Consider the following 21,849-nt stretch of genomic DNA (forward strand, 5'->3'; position numbering starts at 1 on the left):
CCTTTATCCACGTGATGATGGCGGCGTAATTTCGCCTCAGAGACAAGTCAATTCCGCCCCCCGCTTCCGCATTGACACCGCGCGCTCCGACAGTAGCTTGCGGCTGAATTCCAGCCAGGGACCCTTTCATGACCGACGATATCGACCGCCGGCTTTTCCTCAAGGGCGGCGCCGCCCTCGCGACGCTGGCCGCGATAGGCCTGCCGGAGCAGGCCTTTGCGGCCGACGGCCCGCTCGCGTTCGGCGAGGAAAAGCCGTTCTCGTTCGATGGGCTGGTCGAGCGGGCCAAGGCCCTGGCGTCCCAGGCCTATGTGCCGGCGGAGCGCCCGGCCCCGGAGATCACCAGCCAGCTCGACTATGAGAAGGTCGGCAAGATCACCTTCCGCACCGAGGCGGCGCTGTGGGCCGACGGGCCGCCGCCCTTCCCCGTCACCTTCTTCCATCTCGGCACCTTCTTCGCCAAGCGCGTCGGCATTTCCGTGCTCGAAGCCGGCAAGGCCCGCGAGATCCTGTACAAGCAGTCCTATTTCGACATGCCGGCCGACAGCCCGGCCAAGCAATTGCCGGAAGGCGCCGGCTTTGCCGGCTTCCGCTTCCAGGAAAACCGCAACGGGCCGCTCGACTGGAGGAAGAACGACTGGGTCGCCTTTCTCGGCGCCTCCTATTTCCGGTCGATCGGCGAATTGTTCCAGTACGGCCTCTCCGCGCGCGGCATCGTGGTCAACGCCGCCAACCCCAACCCGCCGCATGACGAGGAATTCCCGGACTTCAAGGAATTCTGGCTGGAGGCGGTGCCGGACTCCCACGACCAGGTCCGCGTCTTCGCCCTGCTCGACGGCCCCTCGGTCTCGGGCGCCTTCTCCTTCCTGATGACGCGCGACAAGGCCGTGCTGATGGACATCGACGCGCATATCTTCGCGCGCAACGACATCGCCCGCTTCGGCCTGACGCCGCTGACCTCGATGTTCTGGTTCTCCGAGACGGTGAAGCAGACCGCGATCGACTGGCGGCCGGAGGTGCACGATTCGGACGGCCTGGCCATGTGGACCGGCGGCGGCGAGCGGATCTGGCGCCCGCTCAACAACGTGCCGTCCACCACCGTCTCCTCCTTCTCCGACTCCAATCCCAAGGGATTCGGCCTGCTGCAGCGCGACCGCAACTTCGACCACTATCTCGACGGCGTGAAGTACGACCTGCGGCCCTCGGCCTGGGTCGAGCCCCTCGAACCCTTCGGCGAGGGCGCGGTGCAGCTGATCGAGATCCCCACCAATGACGAGATCCACGACAACATCGTCGCCATGTGGGTGCCCAAGGATCCGGTCAAGGGCGGCCAGGCCTTCAAGCTGAAGTACCGTCTGCACTGGGCGGCGGACGAGCCCTTCCCCACCGATCTCGCCCGCTGCGTCGCCACGCGCCTGGGCAATGGCGGCCACCCCGGCACCACCCGCCCGATCGGCGTGCGCAAGTTCATGGTCGAGTTCCTCGGCGGCCCGCTCAAGGACATTCCCTTCGGCGTCATGCCGGAGGTGGTGCTGAGCACGTCGCGCGGCGAGTTCTCCTATGTCTTCGCCGAAGCCGTGCCCGACGGCGTCGCCGGCCACTGGCGCGCCCAGTTCGACCTGACCGTGACCGGCCAGGAGCCGGTGGAAATGCGCTGCTTCCTGAGGACCGGCGACAAGGTTCTGACCGAGACCTGGCTGTACCAGTACCACCCGTTCTGAAGCGCGGCGGCATCCGCCCCGACCATGTCCGCGACGGCGCTTCCGCGGGAGCGCCGTCCGGCCCGAAGCCATGGCTGTCCACACGCCCTCGCCCCGCGGCGCAGCAATGGGGTTGAACCCCCCTCCCCCGTCCTTATACTCGCCGGCTTTCGGGGAGAGCCCATGCGAGCAGGCGCGAATCATGGCGGGTGAGACCTTGAGGCCCGTCGCCATCATCATGGGCAGCCAGTCAGACTGGGCGACCATGCGCCACGCCGCCGAGACCCTCGACACGCTCGGCATCGGCCATGACGCGCGCATCGTCTCGGCCCACCGCACCCCCGACCGCCTCTACGACTTCGCCAAGGGCGCCAAGGCCGCCGGCTTCCAGGTCGTCATCGCCGGCGCCGGCGGTGCTGCGCACCTGCCCGGCATGACGGCTGCCCTGACGCCGCTGCCGGTGTTCGGCGTGCCGGTGGAATCCAAGGCGCTTTCCGGCGTCGACAGCCTGCATTCGATCGTGCAGATGCCGGCCGGCATCCCCGTCGGCACCCTGGCGATCGGCCGGGCCGGCGCGGTCAATGCGGCGCTGCTCGCCGCCGCGGTGCTGGCGCTGCACGACGAGGCCCTGGCCCGCCGGCTCGAGCGCTGGCGCGCGGCGCAGACCGCCGCCGTGGCCGAGCGGCCGTCCGCGACAGAGGAGACGCACCGATGAGCCGCATTCGCGTGGCCCCCGGCGGCGTTCTGGGCATTCTCGGCGGCGGCCAGCTCGGCCGCATGCTGGCTCTTGCCGCGGCCGAGCTCGGCATCGAGTGTCATATCTACTGCCCCGATCCCGACAGCCCCGCCTTCCAGGTGGCGCGACGCATCACCTGCGCGCCCTACGAGGACGAGACCGCCTTGGCCGCCTTCGCCGCGGACGTCGACGCCGTCACCTACGAGTTCGAGAACATCCCGCCCCTGGCCGCCTCCTTCCTCTCGGCGGCCAAGCCGGTGCTGCCCGACGTGCGCGCCCTGGAGACCACGGCCGACCGGCTCACCGAGAAGAGCTTCGTGCGGGCCCTCGGCATCGGCACGGCCGAGTTCCGGCCGGTCGACAGCCGGGCCGACCTGGCTTCGGCCGTCGGCGCCCTCGGCCGGCCGGCCGTGCTGAAGACGCGCCGCTTCGGCTATGACGGCAAGGGCCAGACCGTCATCCGCCCGGGCAGCGACCTGACCGAATCGCTGGCGCGGATGGGCGGGCAGCCGGCCATCCTCGAAGCCTTCGTGCCCTTCGTCATGGAGGTCTCGGTGGTGGCGGTGCGCGGCGCCGACGGCGCGGTGCGCACCTATGACCTGGTCGAGAACGAGCATCGCGATCACATCCTCGACATTTCGGTGGTTCCCGCCCGGGTCGCGCCCGCGGTGGCGCGCGAGGCCGGCGAGATCGCCAGCCGCATCATCACGGCGCTCGACTATGTCGGCGTCCTGGCCGTCGAGATGTTCCTGACCCGGGACAACAGCCTGCTGGTCAACGAAATCGCGCCGCGCGTGCACAATTCCGGGCACTGGACCCAGGACGCCTGCCTGGTCAGCCAGTTCGAGAACCATGTCCGTGCCGTCTGCGGCTGGCCGCTCGGCTCGACCGAGCGCCATTCCGACGCGGTGATGACCAACCTGATCGGCGACGACGCCGAGGCCTGGGCCGCCTTGGCCGCCGAGCCTGCGGCGCTCCACCTCTACGGCAAGGCGGCGGCGCGGCCGGGCCGCAAGATGGGCCACATCACGCGGATTTCGCCCCGCGGCAACTGAGGTCAACTGGACAATAAAGGCCTGTTCTGGTAGGAGAGCCGCCCTGTCGGATGGTGCTTCGGCGACGCTGGCGTGCGTCCCTGGCGGCCGCGGGGGTTCAACGTTCAAACACGGGATATGGCGCGTGCAGATTCTTGTCCGCGACAACAATGTCGACCAGGCGCTGAGGGCGCTGAAGAAGAAGATGCAGCGCGAAGGCATCTTCCGTGAGATGAAGCTGCGCGGCCACTACGAGAAGCCGTCGGAGAAGCGGGCTCGCGAGGCGGCGGAAGCCATTCGCCGGGCGCGCAAGCTCGCCCGCAAGAAGCTGCAGCGCGAGGGCCTGTTGCCGCCCTCGCCGCCGCGCGCCGAGAAGAAATAATCCGCCGTTCGGCGGAGAGGCCACGCTGATATTGCGCCCGGCCGTCGTCGAAGGGAGAAGTCCCGGGACGACGCGGGCGCTTGCTTTTTGGAACCGACTGCAACCGGATGGGAGCCTGTCCCTTCCCAGCGTCTCGCAGTTGCCGCACGCGGCGCCTGGGATGATCGGTCGCAGACATGTTGAAGGCCGGATGATCGAGATGGCTGCAGCCCTGCCGCGAGACCTTGCCCCCCCTGCCGCCCCCGCCATGCGGCGTCTCGGCGTCGTCCTGGCCGTCGGTCTCCTGGTCGCCGGCCTCGGTGGCTGCGAGACGGTCGGCAACAGCGTGTCGCCCCGCGGCGGCGACGCCGAGGACTCGCAGACCGCCAGCACCGACATCGCCTCGCTCTCCGCGGTGGTGCAGCGCAACCCGAACGATGCCGAGGCCTGGAACATGCGCGGCTCGGCCTATGCGCGCTCCGGCCAGTACGATGCGGCGGTGAAGGACTTCAACCAGGCGCTGACGCTCAATCCGAGCTTCGCCCAGGCGCTCGCCAACCGGGCGCTGGTCTATCGCCGGATGAAGCGCCCCGACGCGGCCCTCGCCGACTACAACACCGCGATCAGCACCAATCCGAGCTATGCGCCGGCCTATGTCGGCCGCGGCAACATCTATCGCCAGCAGGGCCAGGTCGATCTGGCCATGGCCGACTACAACCGCGCCATCCAGGTCAAGCCGGAGACGGCCGAGGCCTACCACAACCGCGGACTGATCCGGCAGGGGCGCGGCCAGAACGAGCTGGCGATCGACGACTTCACCTCGGCGCTGTCGAACGACCCGCTGGCGCCCGAGCCCTATTATGCCCGCGGCACCAGCTACCTCGCCTTGCAGAAGTACAAGGAGGCGCTGGAGGATTTCAACGCCTCGCTGCAGATCGACAATAACAACGCCGCCGCCTGGGCCGGCCGCGGCCTGTCGCAGGAGGGCCTCGGCGATCGCCAGAAGGCCCGCGAGAGCTTCCAGCGCGCCCTGGTGATCGACAAGGGTTACCAGATCGCCAAGGACGGCCTCGCGCGAACCTCCGGCTCCTGACGAGCCCCGGCTCGGAGCCCTTGAAGCGCCCCGACGGGATCCGTAGGCCCTGAGACAGGGCCGGACCGTACTGCCCGGGGGAAAGGCGGCTCCCTCTCAGCCGTCTGCGTATCTTGGCGCCCGTGGGATGGGAACCGGGCGGTCAGTTGCGTGGCGCCGGCCGCGCCCTTGACGTGCCGGTCCGTCCTGCTCTCCTCGCACACGGCCACGGAAAGAGAGCCGTCGGCATGTCCACCCCTGAAGCGTTTTGCGATTTGACGGAATCGCGTCAAGTCGCAAAGACGCGTCGAAACAAGGCGTTGGAGCAAAGCGCGTTTCCTCCGAAATGCGCTTTGCTTCAGAAATCGTCGTTTCGTCTTTCACGGCAGGACGGCCACGCAATCGACCTCGAAGAGGATGCCGTTGAGAGTGCAGCCGATGGTCGTGCGGGCCGGAAGATCACCCTTGAAGAAAGTCGAATAGACCGCATTGAAGCTGTCGAAGTCGGCGAGGTCGGCGAGATAGGCGTTGACCTTCACCACGTCGGAGAGGCTGCTGCCCGCACCCGTCAGGATCGTCTCCATGTTGAGGAGCGCCTGGCGCACCTGCCCGCCGAAATCGGCCGGCATCGTCCCCGTTCGGGGATCGACCGGGCCCTGCCCCGACACGAAGACGAAGCCGTTGGCGACCACCGCGTGGGAATAGGGTCCGGCGCGCCCCGGCGCGTTTTCCAGCACGATATGCTGCTTGGGCATCGTTTTCCTCGCTTCAGAAGAAGGTCTTCACCGCGTCGACCACATTGAAGTCCGCGTCGAGCACGCAAAGCACGTCCCATTTGTCGAAGGTCGTGCAGGGATGCGAGATGCCCAGTTCCACGAGGTCGCCCGGGCGAAGCGGACTTTCCGGCGGACATTTGAGATAGGCATGCTGGTCGTTCAGCATGGTGATCTCGTGGCCCGCCGACAGGTCCCTCACCGTCATCGCCGCCGCGCCCGAGGCATAGCGCAGCGGCCGGGGCAGATGCGCGTCGTAGGACACGTCGCGCCGGCCGGCGTTCAGGAAGGCCAGGCCCGGCTCCGGCCGCGACTGCACGGTCGCCCAGACGGTGAGCGCCTGGCGCGGCTTGGCGTCGAGCGCCGCCAATTCGGGCGAGCGCTCGAGGGCGCGGGCGATCTCGCGCTCGTACATGCCGGCATCGTGCGAGATGTAGCAGCCGCTGCGCAGCACCACGCGCGAGGGCCTGTCGAAGCGCGGGCGGCTCAGCGCCTTGGCGACGAGGTCGAAATAGGCCGAGCCGCCGGCGGTGAGCAGGATCTCCTTGCCGCCGAACAGGCCGGCCTCGGCGAAATGCTCGGCCGTCCCCGTCATGAAGGCGAGAAACTCGCCGATGCGGCGCTCGATCTCGGCCCGGTCGGCACCGCGAATGCTGCCCTCGAACCCCTCGATGCCGACGAGGATCGCCGCATGGCGCATGCGCGCCAGGCGTTCGGCGACGGCCCGCGCTTCGGCCTCGCTGCGGCAGCCGGTGCGCGCGAAGGGCGAGCCGAGCTCGATCAGCACCTGGAACGGCCGGTGGCCGGGATGGCCGGCCGCGACCTGCTCCAGAAGCGCGGCGCCTTCCAGCGAATCCATGAGGAAGTAGAAGTCGAAGTCGGGATCCTCGACCTGCGTTCGCGCGATATAGGCCAGGAAGCCCGGATCGAGGATCTGGTTGGCGAGGAAGATCCGCGACACGCCGTAGTGGCGGGCGACCTGAACGTGGTGCTGGGTGGAAAGCGTGATGCCCCAGCAGCCGTCGTCGAGCTGCCTGCGGAAGAGCTGGGGCGCCATCGTCGTCTTGCCGTGCGGGCAGAGCGACACGCGATAATGACCCGTCACCGCCGCGATCCATCGGCTGTTTTGCGCGATGGCGGCCCGGTCGAGCACCGCCAGCGGGGTCGGCAGGTCGCGCTGCAGCAGGTTCCAGCCCCGGCGGCCGACCTCGGCGAGCGGCATGTCCGGCAGGTTCGCCGGCATTCCCTTGGTGCGGCTGTCGATCCGCACGTCCGGGAGCGAAGAAAACAGCGTCGATGGCCTTTCGGCCTGTGCGTTCGGCACCGGAAACACTCCTTCGGTCGGCTTGCCCATCAGGGCTGGAAGCGGGCCATCTCCCCGTCATAGCGCTTGGCGTTGGGATAGGCATATCCGCATGCCCGGCTGGTGGAGAGGCCCATGCCGACCAGCCCCTCGAGGATCTTCACCCCCGCCGCGACGCCGTCGACGACCGGTACGCCGAGGTCTCGGGAAATGAAGTCGACGAGATCGGCCATGCCGGCACAGCCGAGCACGATGCAGTCCGAATGGTCCTCGGCGATCGCCCGGCGGCATTCCTCCAGGATGACGCGGCGCGCATCCGATCCCTCCACCTCGAGGTCCAGCACCGCCAGTTCCGTCGTGCGGACCTTGCGGCACTTGTGCTCCATGCCGTAGGCGCGCACCAGATGCTCGAGGATGATGCGGCTGCGGTGGCCGGTGGCGACGACGGAAAAGCCTTCGCAGAGGAAAGAGGCCATGTGCATGGCCGCCTCCGCGATGCCGACGACGGGGCCGTTGGCGATCTCGCGGGCGGCATGCAGGCCAGGATCGTCGAAACAGGCGACGAGATAGCCCTCGACGCCTTCCGCCGCGCCCTTGCGCACCTCGTCCACGACACCGAGCGCGCTCACCGCCTCATCATAATGCCCCTCGATCGAGGCCGGCCCCATGGAGGGGCTGACGGCCAGGATCTCCGTTCCCGGAAAGGCCGCGGCGGACGCCGCTTCGCCGATCTTCGCGGTCATGGTCAGCGTGGTGTTCGGATTGATGACCTTGATCTTCATCGCCCTCTCCTGTCAGCACCCGGCCGTTTCCAGCTCGCCCGTCACGGGATCGAAGGGCGTCACATGCCGGCCGAGCGGCCTGATGGCATCGTAGGGGCCGCGGGCGAGGAAGCGCCCGTGCCCCGGCCTGCCGACCACCGCGCCCTCGTCGCAGACCACCTCGCCGCGCGACAGCGTCATGACCGGCCAGCCCGTCACCTCGATGCCTTCGTAGACGGTGTAGTCGACGCCGTGATGCAGCATGTCGTTGCGGATCGTCACCTTGCGCTCGGGATCCCAGATCGCGATGTCGGCATCCGCTCCGACGGCGATGGTGCCCTTCCTCGGATGCAGGCCGAACAGCTTCGCCGGATTGGTCGCCGTGATCGCCACGAAGGTGTTAAGGTCGATGCGGCCCTTGACGACCCCTTCGGAAAAGAGAATCGGCAGCCGCGTCGCAAGGCCTGGCACGCCGTTCGGGATGGCGCTGAACGGCGCGTTCACGCCGCCGACCTTCTTGCCGTGCGGATCATCGAAGCGGTTGGGCGCATGGTCGGAGGAGACGACGCCCAGCGTGCCGGTGCGGATATAGCCCCAGAGCGCCTCCTGGTCGGCCTCGGTGCGCGGCGCGGGGCTGCACAGGAATTTCGCGCCCTCGAAGTCCGGCCGGTCGAGGTCCTTTGCCGTCAGCATCAGATATTGCGGGCAGGTCTCGCCGAAGACCTTGAGGCCCCGGTTCTGCGCGCGGCGGATCTCCTCGGCGGCTTCCGCGCCGGAGACGTGGAAGATCTGGATCGGCACGTCCAGCAGCTCTGAGAGCGCGATGATGCGGTGGCAGGCCTCGCGCTCGACCGGCATGGGCTTCGCCCAGGCATGGTGCTTGGGATGGGTAAGCCCGGCCTTTTCCAGCGCGCGGGTGAGATACATGATCGCCGCATGGTTCTCCGCGTGCACGGTGACCAGCGCGCCGGCACGCCGGGCGAGCGCCAGGACACGCAGGGTCTGCTCGTCGTCGAGCACGACATTCGTGTAGGTCATGAAGATCTTCAGCGAGCGGTGCCCCTCCTCGATGAGCGGCACCAGTTCCTCCAGCACGGCGTCGGTCGGATCCGTGACGACCAGGTGGAAGGAATAGTCGATCAGCGAGCGGGTCGCCTTGCGGTGATAGTCGCGCAAGGCGTCGGTGACGCCGCTGCCCTTGGTCTGTTGCGAGAAGGAGATGACCGTCGTGGTGCCGCCGGTCGCCGCCGAGGCGGTGGCGGAGGCGAAGGTTTCGGCATTGCGCACCTCGCCCACCTGCGGCTCCTCGATATGGCAATGGGAATCGACGCCGCCGGGCAGCACGAGTCGGCCTGCCGCCGAGATCTCCCGCGCAGCCGTACCGAGGCTTTCGCCGATCGCGACGATCCTGCCCCCGGCGACCGCGATGTCCGCCCGGAAGCAGTCGCTGGCCGTGGCGACGGTCCCTCCACGGATGACGAGATCGTAGTCCTTCATGGTTTCAGCTCCGGCTGTCGGTTGCGGTTTCGGTCGGGTCGACGGCGAGCAGGAGCTTTCCCGAGACGGTCCGGGATTCGAGGCGCTCGTACATCTGCTCTGCCCGTTCGAAGGGGAAGACGCGCTCGACCGCAACGTGCAGCGCCCCGTCGGCCACGGCGGCAAGGGTGCGGCGCAGTCCGTCGTGCCAAGCCTGCGAGGCGCAGTCGAGATGGCCGAGGTGGAAGCGCGTGAAGGTCGCGGATTTCTCGACGAGGCGCGCCCACAGAGTGTCGAGCGGCCGGCCTTCCGCCTCGCCATAGCTGACGACGTGCCCCAGCGGGCGCAGCAGGGCGAAGCTGCGGTCGAGGATCGTCGCGCCGGTGGAATCATAGATCTTGTCGACGCCGCGGCCGTTCAGGAACCGGCCGATCTCCGCCGCGAAATCCGCCTCGGCACGGTTGACGACGAGGCTGGCGCCATAGTCGAGCGCCCGCCTCTCCTTGCCGGCCGTGCCGACGGTTCCGACGACGACCGCTCCGGCCTGCACGGCGAGCTGGGTGAGATAGAGCCCGACGCCGCCGCCGATGGCATGGATGAGAACGATTTCGCCCGGCCGAACGGTCGAGACGGTATGCAGCAGATGCCAGGCCGTCTGGGCTTGGATGAGGAAGGCCGCAGCCGTCTCGAAAGCCACGGCATCGGGAAGCCGTATCGCGCGTGCGGCCGGCACGGCACAAAGCGCTGCGAAGCCGCCGCCCGCTTCGGCATAGCCCGCCACGCGGTCGCCTTCGGCAAAGCCCGTCACGCCCGCGCCGACCGCCGCAACCGTGCCGGCGATCTCGAAGCCCGGAACGAGCGGATATCGCCTGGGATGCGGATAGGTGCCCCGCCGCATCATCGTGTCGGCGAAATTGCAGCCGCAGCAGGCGACGGCGACGACTAGCATTCCCGGGCCGGCAGCGGGCGCGGCGATCTCTGCGACGCGCAGGACGCCCGGCGCTTCGCCGGGCTGGTCCAGCAGGATCGCGCGCATGGTCTCTTCCTTCTCCTGGGATCGCCGGCGGCAGGCAAGCCGCTCCCGTTCCGCCTCCCGTGGGGAAGCGGCGACGGCGATGCTCTTTCCGTTTGGGATCGGGCCGGTCAGACGGCGGCGATCAGTCCGTAGTTCTTCGGTTCGCGATGCAGCGCGAAATTGAAGATGTTCTCGCGGATTTCCCGGCAGCGGGCGAAGTCGGCCACCGCCGTGATGACTTCGTCCTCCAGCGTGTTGGTGAGCGCCGCCAGCTCGCCCGTCGGCGCGACGATGCAGGAATGGCCGAGCAGCATGCAGCCCTCCTCCACGCCGACCTTGCCGGCCGCCGCCGTCCATGCGCCGTTCTGGTAGGCGCCCGCCTGCATCGACAGCAGGTGGTGGAAGGAGCTGAGCTGATCGTGCTGCGGCACCGGCGGATTGTGCAGAGGCGTGTTATAGCCGCCGCAGATCAGCTCCGCGCCCTTGAGGCCCATCACCCGCCACGTCTCCGGCCAGCGCCGGTCGTTGCAGATGAACATGCCCATCTTGAAGCCGTCGACCTCGTAGACCGGGAAGCCGAGGTCGCCGGTCTCGAAATAGCGCTTCTCCAGGTGCTGGAAGGGGCGGTAGTCCTCATACTCCTTGTGGCCGGGCAGGTGCACCTTGCGGTACTTGCCGACGATCCTGCCCGTCCTGTCGACGGCGACCGAGGTGTTGAAGCGCCGCTTCCCGCCGCCCTCGGTCACCAGCTCGGCAAAGCCGAGATTGAAGCCGATGCCGTGTCTTGCGGCGGCCTCGAACAGCGGCCGCGTCGCCGGGCCCGGCATTTCCGTCTCGTAGAACGCATCCAGCTCCGCCTCGTCGGCGAAGTACCAGCGTGGGAAGAACGTGGTCAGCGCCAGCTCGGGAAAGACGATGAAATCCGAGTTGCGCGCGGCGGCCTGCTCCAGCATGTCGATGAGCCGCTTCACCACCTGGTCGCGGCTGTCGCCGCGGGCGATGGGGCCGAGCTGACCGACCGCGAGAATGATCTTTCCTGACATGGTCCCGTCCTTTCCCATACGGATGTCCGGTCCCGGCGCTTCAGCCGCCGAGATAGAGTTGCTTGACGTTGTCGTCGTTCAGAAGATCTTGCGATGGCCCTTCGAGACCGATGCGTCCCGTCTCCAGCACATAGGCGTATCGGCTGATGCGCAGCGCCATGCGCGAATTCTGCTCGACCAGCACGATGCTGGTGCCCTCCTCGCGATTGATCTCGGCGATGAGGCGGGCGATGTCGCGCACGACGAGCGGCGCCAGTCCGAGCGAGGGCTCGTCGAGCAGCAGCAGGCGCGGCTTCGACATCAGGGCGCGGCCGATCACCAGCATCTCCTGCTCGCCGCCCGACAGCGTGCCGGCCGGCTGCCTGAAGCGCTCGCGCAGGCGGGGGAAACGCTCGAGGATGCGATCCAGATCTCGCTTCATCGCGCCGTCTCGGCGCGTATAGGCGCCCATCAGCAGATTGTCCTTGACCGACATCAGCGGGAAGACGCGCCGGCCTTCCGGCACCATGGCGATGCCCATCGCCACGCGGCGCGCCGCCGGCACCCGGTCGATGCGCTGCCCGTCGAACCAGATCTCGCCCTCGACGAGGCTGGCGAGGCCGGTGATCGCCCGCAGGCTCGTGCTCTTGCCCGCGCCATTCGCACCGATGAGCGACACGATCTGGCCGGCATCGAAGCCGATGCTCACATCGCCGATCGCGCGCACCCGATCGTACCGGACGGTCATGCGGCGCGCCTCGAAATACCTGCTGCTGCCGGTCATGCGTCAATAGCTCCCGATCGTCTCGTCGTCCTGGCCGAGATAGGCTTCGACGACAGCCGGGTTGGCCCGGATTTCGGCGGGCAGGCCTTCCGCGATCTTCGAGCCGAAGCTGACCACGACGATGCGATCGCTGATGCGCATGACCGCGCGCATGTCGTGCTCGACGAGCAGGACCGTGATGCCGCGCTTGCGGATGCCCTCGACCATTTCCACGGCGCGGTCGGTCTCGTCCGGATTCATGCCCGCGAAAGGTTCGTCGAGCAGCAGCACCCGGGGCCTGGCGGCGAGCGCGATGGCGATGCCGAGCGCGCGCAGATGCCCGTGCGGCAGATTGCGGGCCAGCTCGTTCATCACATGGCCGAGGCCGAGATAGCCAAGGATTTCGGCCGCGCTTTCGGTGGAGGCCCTTGCGTCGGCGCGCGCCGCGGCGGTCGAGAAGTAGGCGCCGAACGGCGTCGCCCTCAGGCCGAGCTGATGCGAGACGACGACGTTCTGGAGAGCCGTCATTTCCTTGAACACCGTCGTTTCCTGGAAGGTGCGCACGATGCCGGCTTGAGCCACCTGATGCGGCTGCCTGCCGCTGACCACCGCGCCGTCGAGCAGGACGCGGCCGGACGTGGGCTTGAGGAAGGAACCGATCAGCTTGAACAGCGTCGACTTGCCCGCGCCGTTCGGGCCGATGACCGACAGGATCTCCCCCTGCGCGACATCGAAGGAAATGTCGTTGACCGCCGTCAGGCCGCCGAAGCGCTTGGTCAGGTTCTCGATTGCGAGCAGGCTCATCGGGTCACCTCGCTCCGCGGCGCAGCAGCGAGCCGATGCTGAGCAATCCGTTCGGCAGGAAGAGCATGACGACGATCATCAGCACGCCGTAGAGCAGCGCCTGGTATTCCTGAATCGAGCGCAGCAGCTCGAAGGCCATGACAAGGCCGAACGCGCCGACGATGGGGCCGAGGGCATAGTCGAGCCCGCCGAGGAAGCAGTAGAGCATGAAGTTGATGGAATCGGAGACGGTGTAGGTCGACGGATAGATGTTCTGCTGCAAGGCCGCGAAGCAGGCACCGGCGACGCCGCCCATGGCCGAGCAGAGCACGAAGGCGAGGACCCGGTAGCGGGCGATGTCGACGCCGATCGACATGGTCAGCTCCTCGTTCTCGCGCATGGAGCGGAAGACCCAGCCGATCCGGCTGTTGGCGAGCCGCCACACCAGGACATAGCCGGCCAGGAGCAGCGTCGCGGCGAAGAGATAGAAGGCCAGCGACGTGGAGAGCCCTGCCGGCCGGGGGATATTCAGGACGCCGCCGCCGCTGGCGCCCAGCGTGTTGAGGAACAGGAGGCGGACCGCTTCCGTCAGGCTGAGCGTGACCATCGCGAAGTAGATGCCGCGCAGCCGCAGCAGCGGCCAGCCGATCAGGAAGCCGACCAAGCCGGCGATCAGCGCCGACAGCGGCAGGCAGATCCAGAAGGACAGCCCGCAGGTCGTGGACAGGATGGCCGTCGTATAGCCGCCGAGCAGCGCAAAGGCCCCCTGCCCGATGTTCACGCGGCCGATGGCGAAGGTGATCCACACGCCGAGGCTCGCGAAGGACAGCAACGAGGCGTTGGTCATCACGTTCAGCCAGTAGGCCCGGCCGGAAAGGGCGAGGGGCACGAAGGCGTAGAGGAACGCCGCCAGCAGGACGATCGCAAGCAGGCCCCCCCGATCGCCGAAAAGGCGCGCGGGTACCGGAAGCTGCGTCGCGGAAACGGTCTGTGCCATGATGTCCGTCCTTGCCGATCGTTCGTTGGCTTGCGGGCGCCGGGCTCAGCCCCAAGGCCGGCCCATGATCCCCTGCGGCCGCACCAGGAGAAAAACGATGAGGGCGACGAAGATGATGAGATAGGTGACGGAGCCGGGGAACAGCGCGTAGCCGACCGCCTCGGCGAAGCCGAGCACGACGGCGCCCAGCAGGGCGCCGCCGATGACTCCCGCGCCGCCGATCATGATCATGATGAAGGCTTTGGTGGAGATTGCGGTGCCGATGCCCGCATTGACGCCGGAAACCGAGATGAGCAGCCCGCCGGCAATCCCCGCCAGCATCGCGCCCAGCCCGAAGCCCAGCATGCTGATGCGGCCGACGTCCACGCCCATGAGCGTGGTGGCGGTCCGGTCCTGGGCAAGCGCCCGCATGGCGCGCCCTGTGCGGGTGTAGGTCACGAAGGCGAGGACCGCGGCGACCAGCAGCAGCGAGATGACGAAGACCACGAGCCGGTTCGCCGGCAGGAAGGCGCTGCCGATGCGGTAGACGCCCTGGACCATCGGAGGGATGCCGCGCTGCTTCTCCCCGAAGAGGTAGAGCGCGGCATTCTCCAGCAGGAAGGCGGTGCCCACGGCGAGCAGCATGGAGTTTTCCTCCCGCCCCGCAACGCGCATGACCCGCTGGAAAAGGCCCTTCTCCATGGCCATCCCCACGGCGCCGACGCCGACGGCCGCGGCCGCAAGCCCGACGCCGTAGGGAAAGTTCAGGACCGCGCAGGCCCAGTAGACCACCATGCCGCCGATCATGAACATCTGGCCATGGGCGAAGTTCAGCACGTTCATGATGCCGAAGATCAGCGTCAGGCCGAGCGCGACCAGCGCGTAGTTTGCCGAGAGGATCGCGCCGTTGATGAGGACCTGTTCCATGCCGCCCTTCCGTGGCCGTTCTTCCGTGGATTGCGCCTGCCGCGATGGCCGCCGGCCGGCCCGGCCTATTTCACGGCGCCGACCGAGATGGTGACGAACTCGCCCCCCTTGGTTTCGGTCAGCACGAGCGGAACGCCGATCTGCCGCTTCTGGCCGTAGTCGGTCTCGCCGGTATAGCCGAGCGCGTCCTCCTTCTTCAGGAACGGATTGGGCATGGAGAAGCCCGGGATGGCCTTCTTGAAGAGGTCCGTGTCCTCGATCGCGGCGGGACCGACAGCCTGGAGCGTGGCGAGGATCACTTCCAGCGCGTAGACCTTGGTGCCGGCCTCGTCGTTCCACTCGCCGGCGACCTTGGTGTACTGCTTGATGAAGTCGTCCATGTAGGCGCTGCGGATCTCGGGCGTGGACGCGCCGCCGATGGAGATCAGGCCGTTGCCATAGTCGCCGGCCATTTCCTTGATCACCTTGATGTCCTGGCCGGAATCGCTGGCGAACAGGCCGGTATAGCCGAGCTCGCGCGCCGCGCGCATGAGCAGCGGCGTGTTGGAGGGCGCCGAGGCCGGCAGGAAGATGAGGTCCGGCGACTTGCTCACCACATTGGACATCACGGGAAAGAAGTCGGTCACGTTCGGCTCGTACGTGGCGTCGGCGACCACGACGTCGAGGCCCAGCTTCTTGGCGGCCGCCACGCCGTCGTCGCGGTTGCTGAGGCCGTCGCTGTCGTTGCGGGCGACGAAGGCGACCTTCTTGACGCCGCGCTCGTTCTTCAGAAGCTCCAGGATCGCAGGCGCGACCTGGTAGCTCGCCACCATGCCCATGACGGCATTTTCCGCCGGCTTGGTAAAGAGCGAACGGCTCGACGCATAGGGGAAGTAGACCGCGTGATACTTCTCGGCGATCGGGCGCACGCTCGTGGCCGTGACGTCGGTGTTGGGGCCGATGACGTAGCGGATGCCGTCGTCGCCCATCAGACGCTCGGCGCCGGACACGGTGAGCTTCGGATCGTTGCGGTCGTCGACCGAGACGATCTCGATCTTGTACTTCTCGCCGCCGATCTCGATGCCGCCTTTCTCGTTCCATATCGCCGCCGTGGCCTGGGCCGCATATTTGTTGACAAGGCCCCAGGACGCCTCCGGGCCGCTCATCACGCCGAGTTGGCCGATCTTCAGCGTCTTCTCCGCCGCCATGACGGAGGCCGGGCCACCGACGGCCGCCGCCAGCACCACCGCCCCGGCCAATTTGAGCATCGCCCGCCGATGTCTCGAAACACTCATGTCAACCTCCCTCTGTCCGCGCGAAGCTTCAGGCTTCAAGCTGCCCCCAATGAGATTGTCCTGTATAAAGAACAATGTTCTTCATGGAGAACAAACGTGTAGCTATGCGCCGGCCCCTTTGTCAACGGCGGGAGTCGCAGATTCGATCGCGGACAGGGTGCCGTCCGGGCGGACCGAACAGCCGGGAGGATTGTTCAACTGGTCGGGAAGTCACCGGGAACGCGCGCCAGGAGCGCGCGGTTGATGGCCACGGCGGTCCTCACGATCTCGCGCGCGAGCATTTCCTCGCGAGGCGCGAGTGCGGTCAGCAGGCCGGAGCAGGTGAAGACGTACATGACTTCGCCGTGCCGCCCGAAGATCGGCATCCCGAGGGCCATCAGGCCTTCCGTCAGTTCGCCGACGCTGCGCGCATAGCCTCGCCTGCGCGTGGCGGCGATTTCAGCGCGAACCTGCGCCTCGGTCGTCAGCGTGGCCGAGGTATAGCGGACCGGCCGCCAGGTCTTCATCCAGCGATCGATCTCGCTCTCGGGCTGCCATGCGAGGTAGGCGCGCATGTTGGCCGTCGCGTCGCGCGGGAAATGATGGCCGATGGGGAAGGAAACCTCCATCGACTGCGCGCCGTTGAACTTGTCGATGACGATGAAGGTGTCGTCCCCCTGCGGCTGCGACAGGACCGCGGGAATTTCGGTGCGCCGGACGAGAAGCTGCAATTCATGGCGGATCGTGTCCAAGACCGGCGAGCCGAGCAGGGAAGAAGCGCTGGCCAGAATTCCCGAATTCAATTGATAGGCCTTGGTGCGGCCGTCGAATTTCAGCCAGCCGAAATGGGTGAGCGTCTTCAGAATGGAATGACAATGGCTCTTGGAGATGGAGAGAACCCCCAGGATCTCCGTCAGGGCAGCCGCGTGAGACGGCGTATGATTGAGGTAGTTGACAATAGCGATCGCGTTTTCCACCGCGGGTACGAGACCCGGCGACGGAGGCGGCGGATGCACGTCGTCATCCTGTGCCGTCAGCAGCCAACGTGATCCGCTTTGCCGCAGTTCGGACGTGTAGACAATTCCCGTGGAGGCAGCCTCACTTGATTGGGCCGGCTTTTCGGACGCACGCTTCTTGGTCGTCGTTTTCTTCATCCGATCTTTCGCTTCCCAGCCAAGCCATTTTGCGGAACCATGTTCCAATAGGAGAACATAATTCCGTATAAACTCCAACCGTCAATCGTCAGGATGCCAATGAGGCAGGTGCGAACAGGGTCGGCAGGACGGCGCGGTCGGCGAAGAAGACGAAGGGGTGCGCCCGCAGCGCTCGATGACGTCCCGCGGTTTCCGGCCGGCGCCATGACCGGGCAAGAGGCCCCGGAGAGTGTCGAACTGATCGGCGCAGTCTGCAAGGTGGTGTCGGCGAAGCCGGCGCGACGAGCGCCCATGCGACGGGCTCGCCTGGGCAGGGCGGGCGAGGATGGTGCCGCCGGCCTCGATGGCGTACCGGGCTTCGCGCAGGAGATGGGCAAGGCAGACCTGATTGTCCGGCCTGGACCGACCCGCGGAGCTCTCTCTCAGCGCATGCCTTTGTAGACCGGTGAGCCGCCCTGCGAGACATAGGCGAGCCTGATCAGTCCCTGCTGCTTGGCCAGCTTGATCGCCTCGGCTGTGGCGACGCCTCCGTAGCAATGGGCGAAATAGCCCGGCACGATCCAGCAGTCCTTCATTGCAACGGTGCTCCTGATCGCTTCGAGCACGTCGTTCGTCCGTTTCGTCATCGTCCTTTGGTCGGTGAGAGCTCTCGGGGATGGGCCGTCATAGGCCGGACGGGCCGAGATGACAACGCCGTCCGTCCCGGGGCCCTTCGCAAGGGCTTCGAGTTTACAAGGGCCTTGAGTCGCCATATGTGATACTATAACGTTTCCCTCCCGAGCCTGATTGCCGCCATGCCGCATTCGCACGACCACGCCGTTCCCGCTTCGCCCACCGCCTCGTTGCTGCGCCTGTCGGCGGCGGCGCGCCTGGCGGGCGTGGCCGTGCTCGTGGCGGCGATCTGGGCGGGCGTGGCCTGGGCGTGGAGTTGAGGACACAGTGACCGCTGCAACCCCGCCCCTGCGCTTTCGCGACCTGACCCTCGGCTATGACCGCCGTCCGGCTGTGCACCACCTCGACGGCGAGGTGCGGCCCGGCTCGCTGCTGGCGGTGGTCGGCCCGAACGGAGCCGGCAAGTCGACCTTGCTCAAGGGCGTGGTCGGCGCCATTCCCGCCTTGTCCGGCCATGTCGACCGCACCGGCCTGACGCCGCGCGAGATCGCCTATCTGCCCCAGGCCGCGGACATCGACCGCAGCTTTCCCATCAGCGTCTACGACCTCGTCGCCATGGGCCTGTGGAGGCGCGCCGGCCTGTTCGGCGGCATCGGCCGCCGCCATCGCGACGCCATCGATCATGCCCTCGCCGCCGTAGGGCTGACCGGCTTCGAGAATCGCGTCATCGGCACGCTCTCGGGCGGCCAGATGCAGCGCGCCCTGTTCGCCCGCCTGCTGCTGCAGGATGCCCGCGTCATCCTCCTGGACGAGCCTTTCACCGCCATCGACACCAGGACCGCCGCCGACCTCCTGGCCCTGGTGCGCCGCTGGCACGGCGAGGCCCGCACGGTGATCGCCGTGCTGCACGACCTCGACATGGTGCGGGCGCACTTCCCCGAATGCCTGGTGCTCGCCCGCGAGGCCGTGGCCTGGGGGCCGACCGAAGCGGTGCTGACCCCCGAGACCCTGCTGCGGGCCCGCCGCATGGTCGAGGCCTGGGACGCCCGCGCCGAGGTCTGCGGCAAAGCCGCCTGATGCTCTACGACACGCTGATCGCCCCCTTCGTCGAGTTCGAGTTCATGCGCCGCGCTTTGGTCGGCGCGGTGGCGCTGGCGCTTGGCGCCGGCCCGATCGGCGTCTTCCTGATGCTCAGGCGCATGTCGCTGACCGGCGACGCCATGGCCCATGCCATCCTGCCGGGCGCGGCCGTCGGCTTCCTCGTCGCCGGCCTGTCGCTGCCGGCCATGACCATCGGCGGCCTCGTCGCCGGCTTTGCCGTGGCGATCCTCTCCGGCGTCGTCGCCCGCGCCACCAGCCAGCGCGAGGACGCCTCGATGGCGGCCTTCTACCTCATCTCGCTGGCGCTCGGCGTGATGATCGTCTCGCTCAAGGGCTCGAACGTCGACCTCTTGCACGTGCTGTTCGGCACCGTGCTGGCGCTCGACGACCCGGCGCTCGCCCTGATCGCCGCCATCGCCAGCCTGACGCTGGTCGCCCTCGCCGTGATGTACCGGCCGCTGGTGATGGAATGCCTCGATCCCGGCTTCCTGCGCTCGGTGTCGCGGGCCGGCGCCCCAGCCCACCTCCTGTTCCTGGGCCTGGTGGTGCTCAACCTCGTCGGCGGCTTCCAGGCGCTCGGCACGCTGCTCGCTGTCGGCGTCATGATGCTGCCGGCCGCCGCGGCCCGGTTCTGGTCCGACGACATCACCCTGATGCTGGCGGCCTCCGCCCTGATCGGCGCCGTCTCCTCGGCAGTCGGGCTGCTGATCAGCTACCACGCCGAGGCGCCGAGCGGCCCGGCCATCATCCTGGTCGCCGGCGCGTTCTATCTCCTGTCGCTGCTGTTCGGCCCGGCTGGCGGCCTGGTGACGAAGGCCTTGCCACGCCGACACCTCGAAGCGTAATAGCATAACATACCCTCTCCGGTTTCAGGCTCCGCCACCCCAAAAAGGTCTCGCCATGATCAATCGACGTTACGTTATAACATCTATTGTCGGCCTCGCATTCGCCGCCGGCCTTGCGCTCCCCGCGCCGGCCCAGGACCGGTTGCCGGTCGTCGCCAGCTTCTCCATCCTCGGCGACCTCGTCGCCAATGTCGGCGGCGACCGCGTCGCCGTCACCACGCTGGTCGGGCCCGACGGCGACGCCCACACCTTCCAGCCCGCGCCGACCGACGCCAAGGCGGTGGCGGCGGCCAGGCTGGTGTTCGTCAACGGCCTCGGCTTCGAGGGCTGGATGCCGCGCCTGATCAAGGCATCCGGCGCCAAGGCCCCGGTGGTCGAGACGGCCAAGGGCATCACCGCCCAGACCATGGAGGAGGACGGCAAGACGATCACCGATCCGCATGTCTGGCAGTCCGTGGCCAACGCCAAGCTCATGGTCGAGGCCATCCGGGACGGTCTCGACGCGGCGGACCCGGCCGGCAAGGCAACCTACGACGCCAACGCCGCCGCCTATCTCGCCCGGCTCGACGCGCTGGACGCGGAGGTGAAGGCCGCGGTCGCCTCCATCCCGCCGCAGAAGCGGCGCCTGATCACCTCGCACGACGCCTTCGGCTATTTCGGCAAGGCCTACGGCGTCGCCTTCATCGCCCCGCAGGGCGTATCCACGGAGGCGGAGGCCTCGGCCAAGGCCGTCGCCCGGATCATCCGCCAGATCAAGGCGGAGAAGATCCCGGCGGTGTTCATGGAGAACATCTCCGACCCGCGCCTGGTCAAGCGCATCGCCGACGAGACCGGCGCCAAGATCGGCGGCACCGTGTTTTCCGATGCCCTGTCGAAGCCGGATGAGGGAGCGGGGACTTACATCGACATGATGCGTCACAATATAAAGGCCTTCGCGGGCGCGCTCTCGAGCTGAAGCCCCAAAACGATTCCCGGGGAGGTCCTCTCCCCGCTTCTGCCTCGGAGACGTTCATGTCCGACAAGATCCCCGTCACGGTCCTCACCGGCTATCTCGGCGCGGGCAAGACGACGCTGCTCAACCGCATCCTCACCGAGCCGCACGGCAAGCGCTATGCCGTCATCGTCAACGAGTTCGGCGAGATCGGCATCGACAATGACCTCGTCGTCGACGCTGACGAGGAAGTGTTCGAGATGAACAATGGCTGCGTGTGCTGCACCGTGCGCGGCGACCTCATCCGCATCATCGACGGGCTGATGAAGCGCAAGGGCAAGTTCGACGCCATCCTGGTCGAGACCACCGGCCTCGCCGATCCCGCGCCGGTGGCGCAGACCTTCTTCGTCGACCAGGACATCGCCGACAAGGCCCGGCTCGACGCCATCGTCACCCTCGCCGACGCCAAATGGCTCAAGGACCGGCTGAAGGACGCGCCCGAGGCCAAGAACCAGATCGCCTTCGCCGACGTCATCATCCTCAACAAGACCGACCTCGTCACCCCGGCCGAGCTCAGGGACGTGGAGATGCGCATCCGCGCCATCAACCCCTATGCCAGGCTGCACAAGACCACGCGGGCGGCCGTGAAGATCGAGGACGTGCTCGAGCGCAATGCCTTCGACCTCGAACGCATCCTCGACCTCGAGCCCGCCTTCCTGGAAGCGGACGAGCACGACCATGGCCATGATCACGACCATGGGCATCATCACCACGATCATGACCATGGCCACGGCCTGAAGCACTATCACGACGAGAGCATGCAGTCGGTCTCGCTGAAGATCGACGGCGACGTCGATCCCGACAAATTCATGCCCTGGGTCAACGAGGTGGCGCAGAAGGAAGGCCCCGGCCTGCTGCGCTGGAAGGGCATCCTCGCCTTCAAGGACGAGCCCCGGCGCTTCGTCTTCCAGGGCGTGCACATGATGCTGGACGGCGACCTGCAGCGCGAATGGAAGGACGGCGAGAAGCGCGAATCCCGGCTGGTGTTCATCGGCCGCGACCTCAAGACCGACGAGTTGCGCAAGGGCTTCCAGGCCTGCGCCGCGTGAGGCTTCCCGGGGCCTCCGCCGTTGGCAGGAGCCCCGCGACACGATAAGGGGGGACGGCGAACACGAACGGGGCGGGATGGGCCGCTTCGGGATCCGACGCGGTGCCCGCGCCGTCCCCTCTCCCGGAGGGGAATGGCCGGCA

The 21,849-nt window shown here is 67.5% G+C and carries 23 protein-coding genes; 10 read left to right on the forward strand and 13 right to left on the reverse strand.

The features are described 5' to 3' along the window. Positions 1 to 128 precede the first annotated feature (128 nt). The 5 genes from AC27L4_RS12550 (at position 129) to AC27L4_RS12570 (ending at position 4,924) form a co-directional block, all read left to right on the forward strand. The gene (locus tag AC27L4_RS12550; protein ID WP_487142499.1) at positions 129 to 1,721 is read left to right on the forward strand and encodes an OpgD/OpgG family glucan biosynthesis protein; all 1,593 of its coding nucleotides are present in this window, start codon (positions 129 to 131) and stop codon (positions 1,719 to 1,721) included. Positions 1,722 to 1,902: 181 nt separating this feature from the next. After that, complete coding sequence (gene purE / locus AC27L4_RS12555) at positions 1,903 to 2,415, forward strand: 5-(carboxyamino)imidazole ribonucleotide mutase (RefSeq protein ID WP_487142500.1); 513 nt, start codon at positions 1,903 to 1,905, stop codon at positions 2,413 to 2,415. Beyond that, on the forward strand, positions 2,412 to 3,491 hold the full coding sequence (locus AC27L4_RS12560; protein WP_487142501.1) for a 5-(carboxyamino)imidazole ribonucleotide synthase: 1,080 nt from the start codon (positions 2,412 to 2,414) through the stop codon (positions 3,489 to 3,491). Before purE ends, AC27L4_RS12560 begins: the two co-directional genes overlap by 4 nt. A 124-nt stretch (positions 3,492 to 3,615) precedes the next feature. After that, positions 3,616 to 3,852: a 30S ribosomal protein S21 gene (rpsU, locus tag AC27L4_RS12565; protein WP_487142502.1), complete on the forward strand. Its 237-nt coding sequence runs from the start codon at positions 3,616 to 3,618 to the stop codon at positions 3,850 to 3,852. Between the two features lie 199 nt (positions 3,853 to 4,051). After that, complete coding sequence (locus AC27L4_RS12570) at positions 4,052 to 4,924, forward strand: tetratricopeptide repeat protein (protein ID WP_487142503.1); 873 nt, start codon at positions 4,052 to 4,054, stop codon at positions 4,922 to 4,924. Positions 4,925 to 5,283: 359 nt separating this feature from the next. On the opposite strand, the gene AC27L4_RS12575 is transcribed toward AC27L4_RS12570, so the two are convergent. From AC27L4_RS12575 to AC27L4_RS12635, 13 genes are all read right to left on the reverse strand, one after another. Beyond that, on the reverse strand, positions 5,284 to 5,658 hold the full coding sequence (locus AC27L4_RS12575) for a RidA family protein (protein ID WP_487142504.1): 375 nt from the start codon (positions 5,656 to 5,658) through the stop codon (positions 5,284 to 5,286). 13 nt (positions 5,659 to 5,671) lie between these two features. Beyond that, positions 5,672 to 7,000: an alanine racemase gene (locus AC27L4_RS12580; protein WP_487142505.1), complete on the reverse strand. Its 1,329-nt coding sequence runs from the start codon at positions 6,998 to 7,000 to the stop codon at positions 5,672 to 5,674. 29 nt (positions 7,001 to 7,029) lie between these two features. Then, complete coding sequence (locus tag AC27L4_RS12585; RefSeq protein WP_487142506.1) at positions 7,030 to 7,761, reverse strand: aspartate/glutamate racemase family protein; 732 nt, start codon at positions 7,759 to 7,761, stop codon at positions 7,030 to 7,032. Between the two features lie 12 nt (positions 7,762 to 7,773). After that, positions 7,774 to 9,237, reverse strand: a complete 1,464-nt coding sequence (hydA, locus tag AC27L4_RS12590) for a dihydropyrimidinase (RefSeq protein ID WP_487142507.1) — start codon at positions 9,235 to 9,237, stop codon at positions 7,774 to 7,776. A gap of 4 nt (positions 9,238 to 9,241) precedes the next feature. After that, positions 9,242 to 10,252: a quinone oxidoreductase family protein gene (locus tag AC27L4_RS12595; RefSeq protein ID WP_487142509.1), complete on the reverse strand. Its 1,011-nt coding sequence runs from the start codon at positions 10,250 to 10,252 to the stop codon at positions 9,242 to 9,244. A gap of 107 nt (positions 10,253 to 10,359) precedes the next feature. Next, complete coding sequence (locus tag AC27L4_RS12600; RefSeq protein ID WP_487142510.1) at positions 10,360 to 11,274, reverse strand: N-carbamoyl-D-amino-acid hydrolase; 915 nt, start codon at positions 11,272 to 11,274, stop codon at positions 10,360 to 10,362. Between the two features lie 40 nt (positions 11,275 to 11,314). Then, the gene (locus tag AC27L4_RS12605) at positions 11,315 to 12,037 is read right to left on the reverse strand and encodes an ABC transporter ATP-binding protein (RefSeq protein WP_487142511.1); all 723 of its coding nucleotides are present in this window, start codon (positions 12,035 to 12,037) and stop codon (positions 11,315 to 11,317) included. Positions 12,038 to 12,040: 3 nt separating this feature from the next. Beyond that, positions 12,041 to 12,820 (reverse strand): ABC transporter ATP-binding protein, encoded by a 780-nt coding sequence (locus AC27L4_RS12610; protein WP_487142512.1) that lies wholly within the window; start codon positions 12,818 to 12,820, stop codon positions 12,041 to 12,043. A gap of 4 nt (positions 12,821 to 12,824) precedes the next feature. Then, positions 12,825 to 13,796, reverse strand: a complete 972-nt coding sequence (locus tag AC27L4_RS12615; RefSeq protein WP_487142514.1) for a branched-chain amino acid ABC transporter permease — start codon at positions 13,794 to 13,796, stop codon at positions 12,825 to 12,827. Between the two features lie 45 nt (positions 13,797 to 13,841). After that, on the reverse strand, positions 13,842 to 14,702 hold the full coding sequence (locus AC27L4_RS12620) for a branched-chain amino acid ABC transporter permease (protein WP_487142516.1): 861 nt from the start codon (positions 14,700 to 14,702) through the stop codon (positions 13,842 to 13,844). A 65-nt stretch (positions 14,703 to 14,767) separates the two neighbouring features. Continuing rightward, a complete protein-coding gene (locus tag AC27L4_RS12625; RefSeq protein WP_487142517.1) occupies positions 14,768 to 15,976 on the reverse strand; it encodes an ABC transporter substrate-binding protein in 1,209 nt (402 codons plus the stop codon). Positions 15,977 to 16,170: 194 nt separating this feature from the next. Further along, positions 16,171 to 17,109, reverse strand: coding sequence for an IclR family transcriptional regulator (locus AC27L4_RS12630; protein ID WP_487142519.1), 939 nt, complete (start codon positions 17,107 to 17,109; stop codon positions 16,171 to 16,173). A 422-nt stretch (positions 17,110 to 17,531) separates the two neighbouring features. Next, positions 17,532 to 17,735: a hypothetical protein gene (locus tag AC27L4_RS12635; RefSeq protein ID WP_487142520.1), complete on the reverse strand. Its 204-nt coding sequence runs from the start codon at positions 17,733 to 17,735 to the stop codon at positions 17,532 to 17,534. Between the two features lie 168 nt (positions 17,736 to 17,903). Between AC27L4_RS12635 and AC27L4_RS12640 the strand changes: the two genes are divergently transcribed. Genes AC27L4_RS12640 through AC27L4_RS12660 form a run of 5 tightly spaced genes read left to right on the forward strand, consistent with a single transcriptional unit; the run spans position 17,904 to position 21,707 of the window. Beyond that, entirely contained in the window at positions 17,904 to 18,041 is a 138-nt protein-coding gene (locus tag AC27L4_RS12640) for a hypothetical protein (RefSeq protein ID WP_487142521.1), read from the forward strand. A 7-nt stretch (positions 18,042 to 18,048) separates the two neighbouring features. Further along, the gene (gene aztA, locus AC27L4_RS12645) at positions 18,049 to 18,798 is read left to right on the forward strand and encodes a zinc ABC transporter ATP-binding protein AztA (protein ID WP_487142522.1); all 750 of its coding nucleotides are present in this window, start codon (positions 18,049 to 18,051) and stop codon (positions 18,796 to 18,798) included. Beyond that, entirely contained in the window at positions 18,798 to 19,667 is an 870-nt protein-coding gene (gene aztB / locus AC27L4_RS12650; protein ID WP_487142523.1) for a zinc ABC transporter permease AztB, read from the forward strand. The genes aztA and aztB overlap by 1 nt, the downstream gene beginning before the upstream one ends. Positions 19,668 to 19,722: 55 nt before the next feature. Next, entirely contained in the window at positions 19,723 to 20,622 is a 900-nt protein-coding gene (locus AC27L4_RS12655) for a metal ABC transporter substrate-binding protein (protein WP_487142525.1), read from the forward strand. A 56-nt stretch (positions 20,623 to 20,678) separates the two neighbouring features. After that, the gene (locus AC27L4_RS12660) at positions 20,679 to 21,707 is read left to right on the forward strand and encodes a CobW family GTP-binding protein (protein ID WP_487142526.1); all 1,029 of its coding nucleotides are present in this window, start codon (positions 20,679 to 20,681) and stop codon (positions 21,705 to 21,707) included. Positions 21,708 to 21,849: the final 142 nt, after the last annotated feature.

This window comes from Labrys sp. Lb11, from assembly GCF_057554225.1.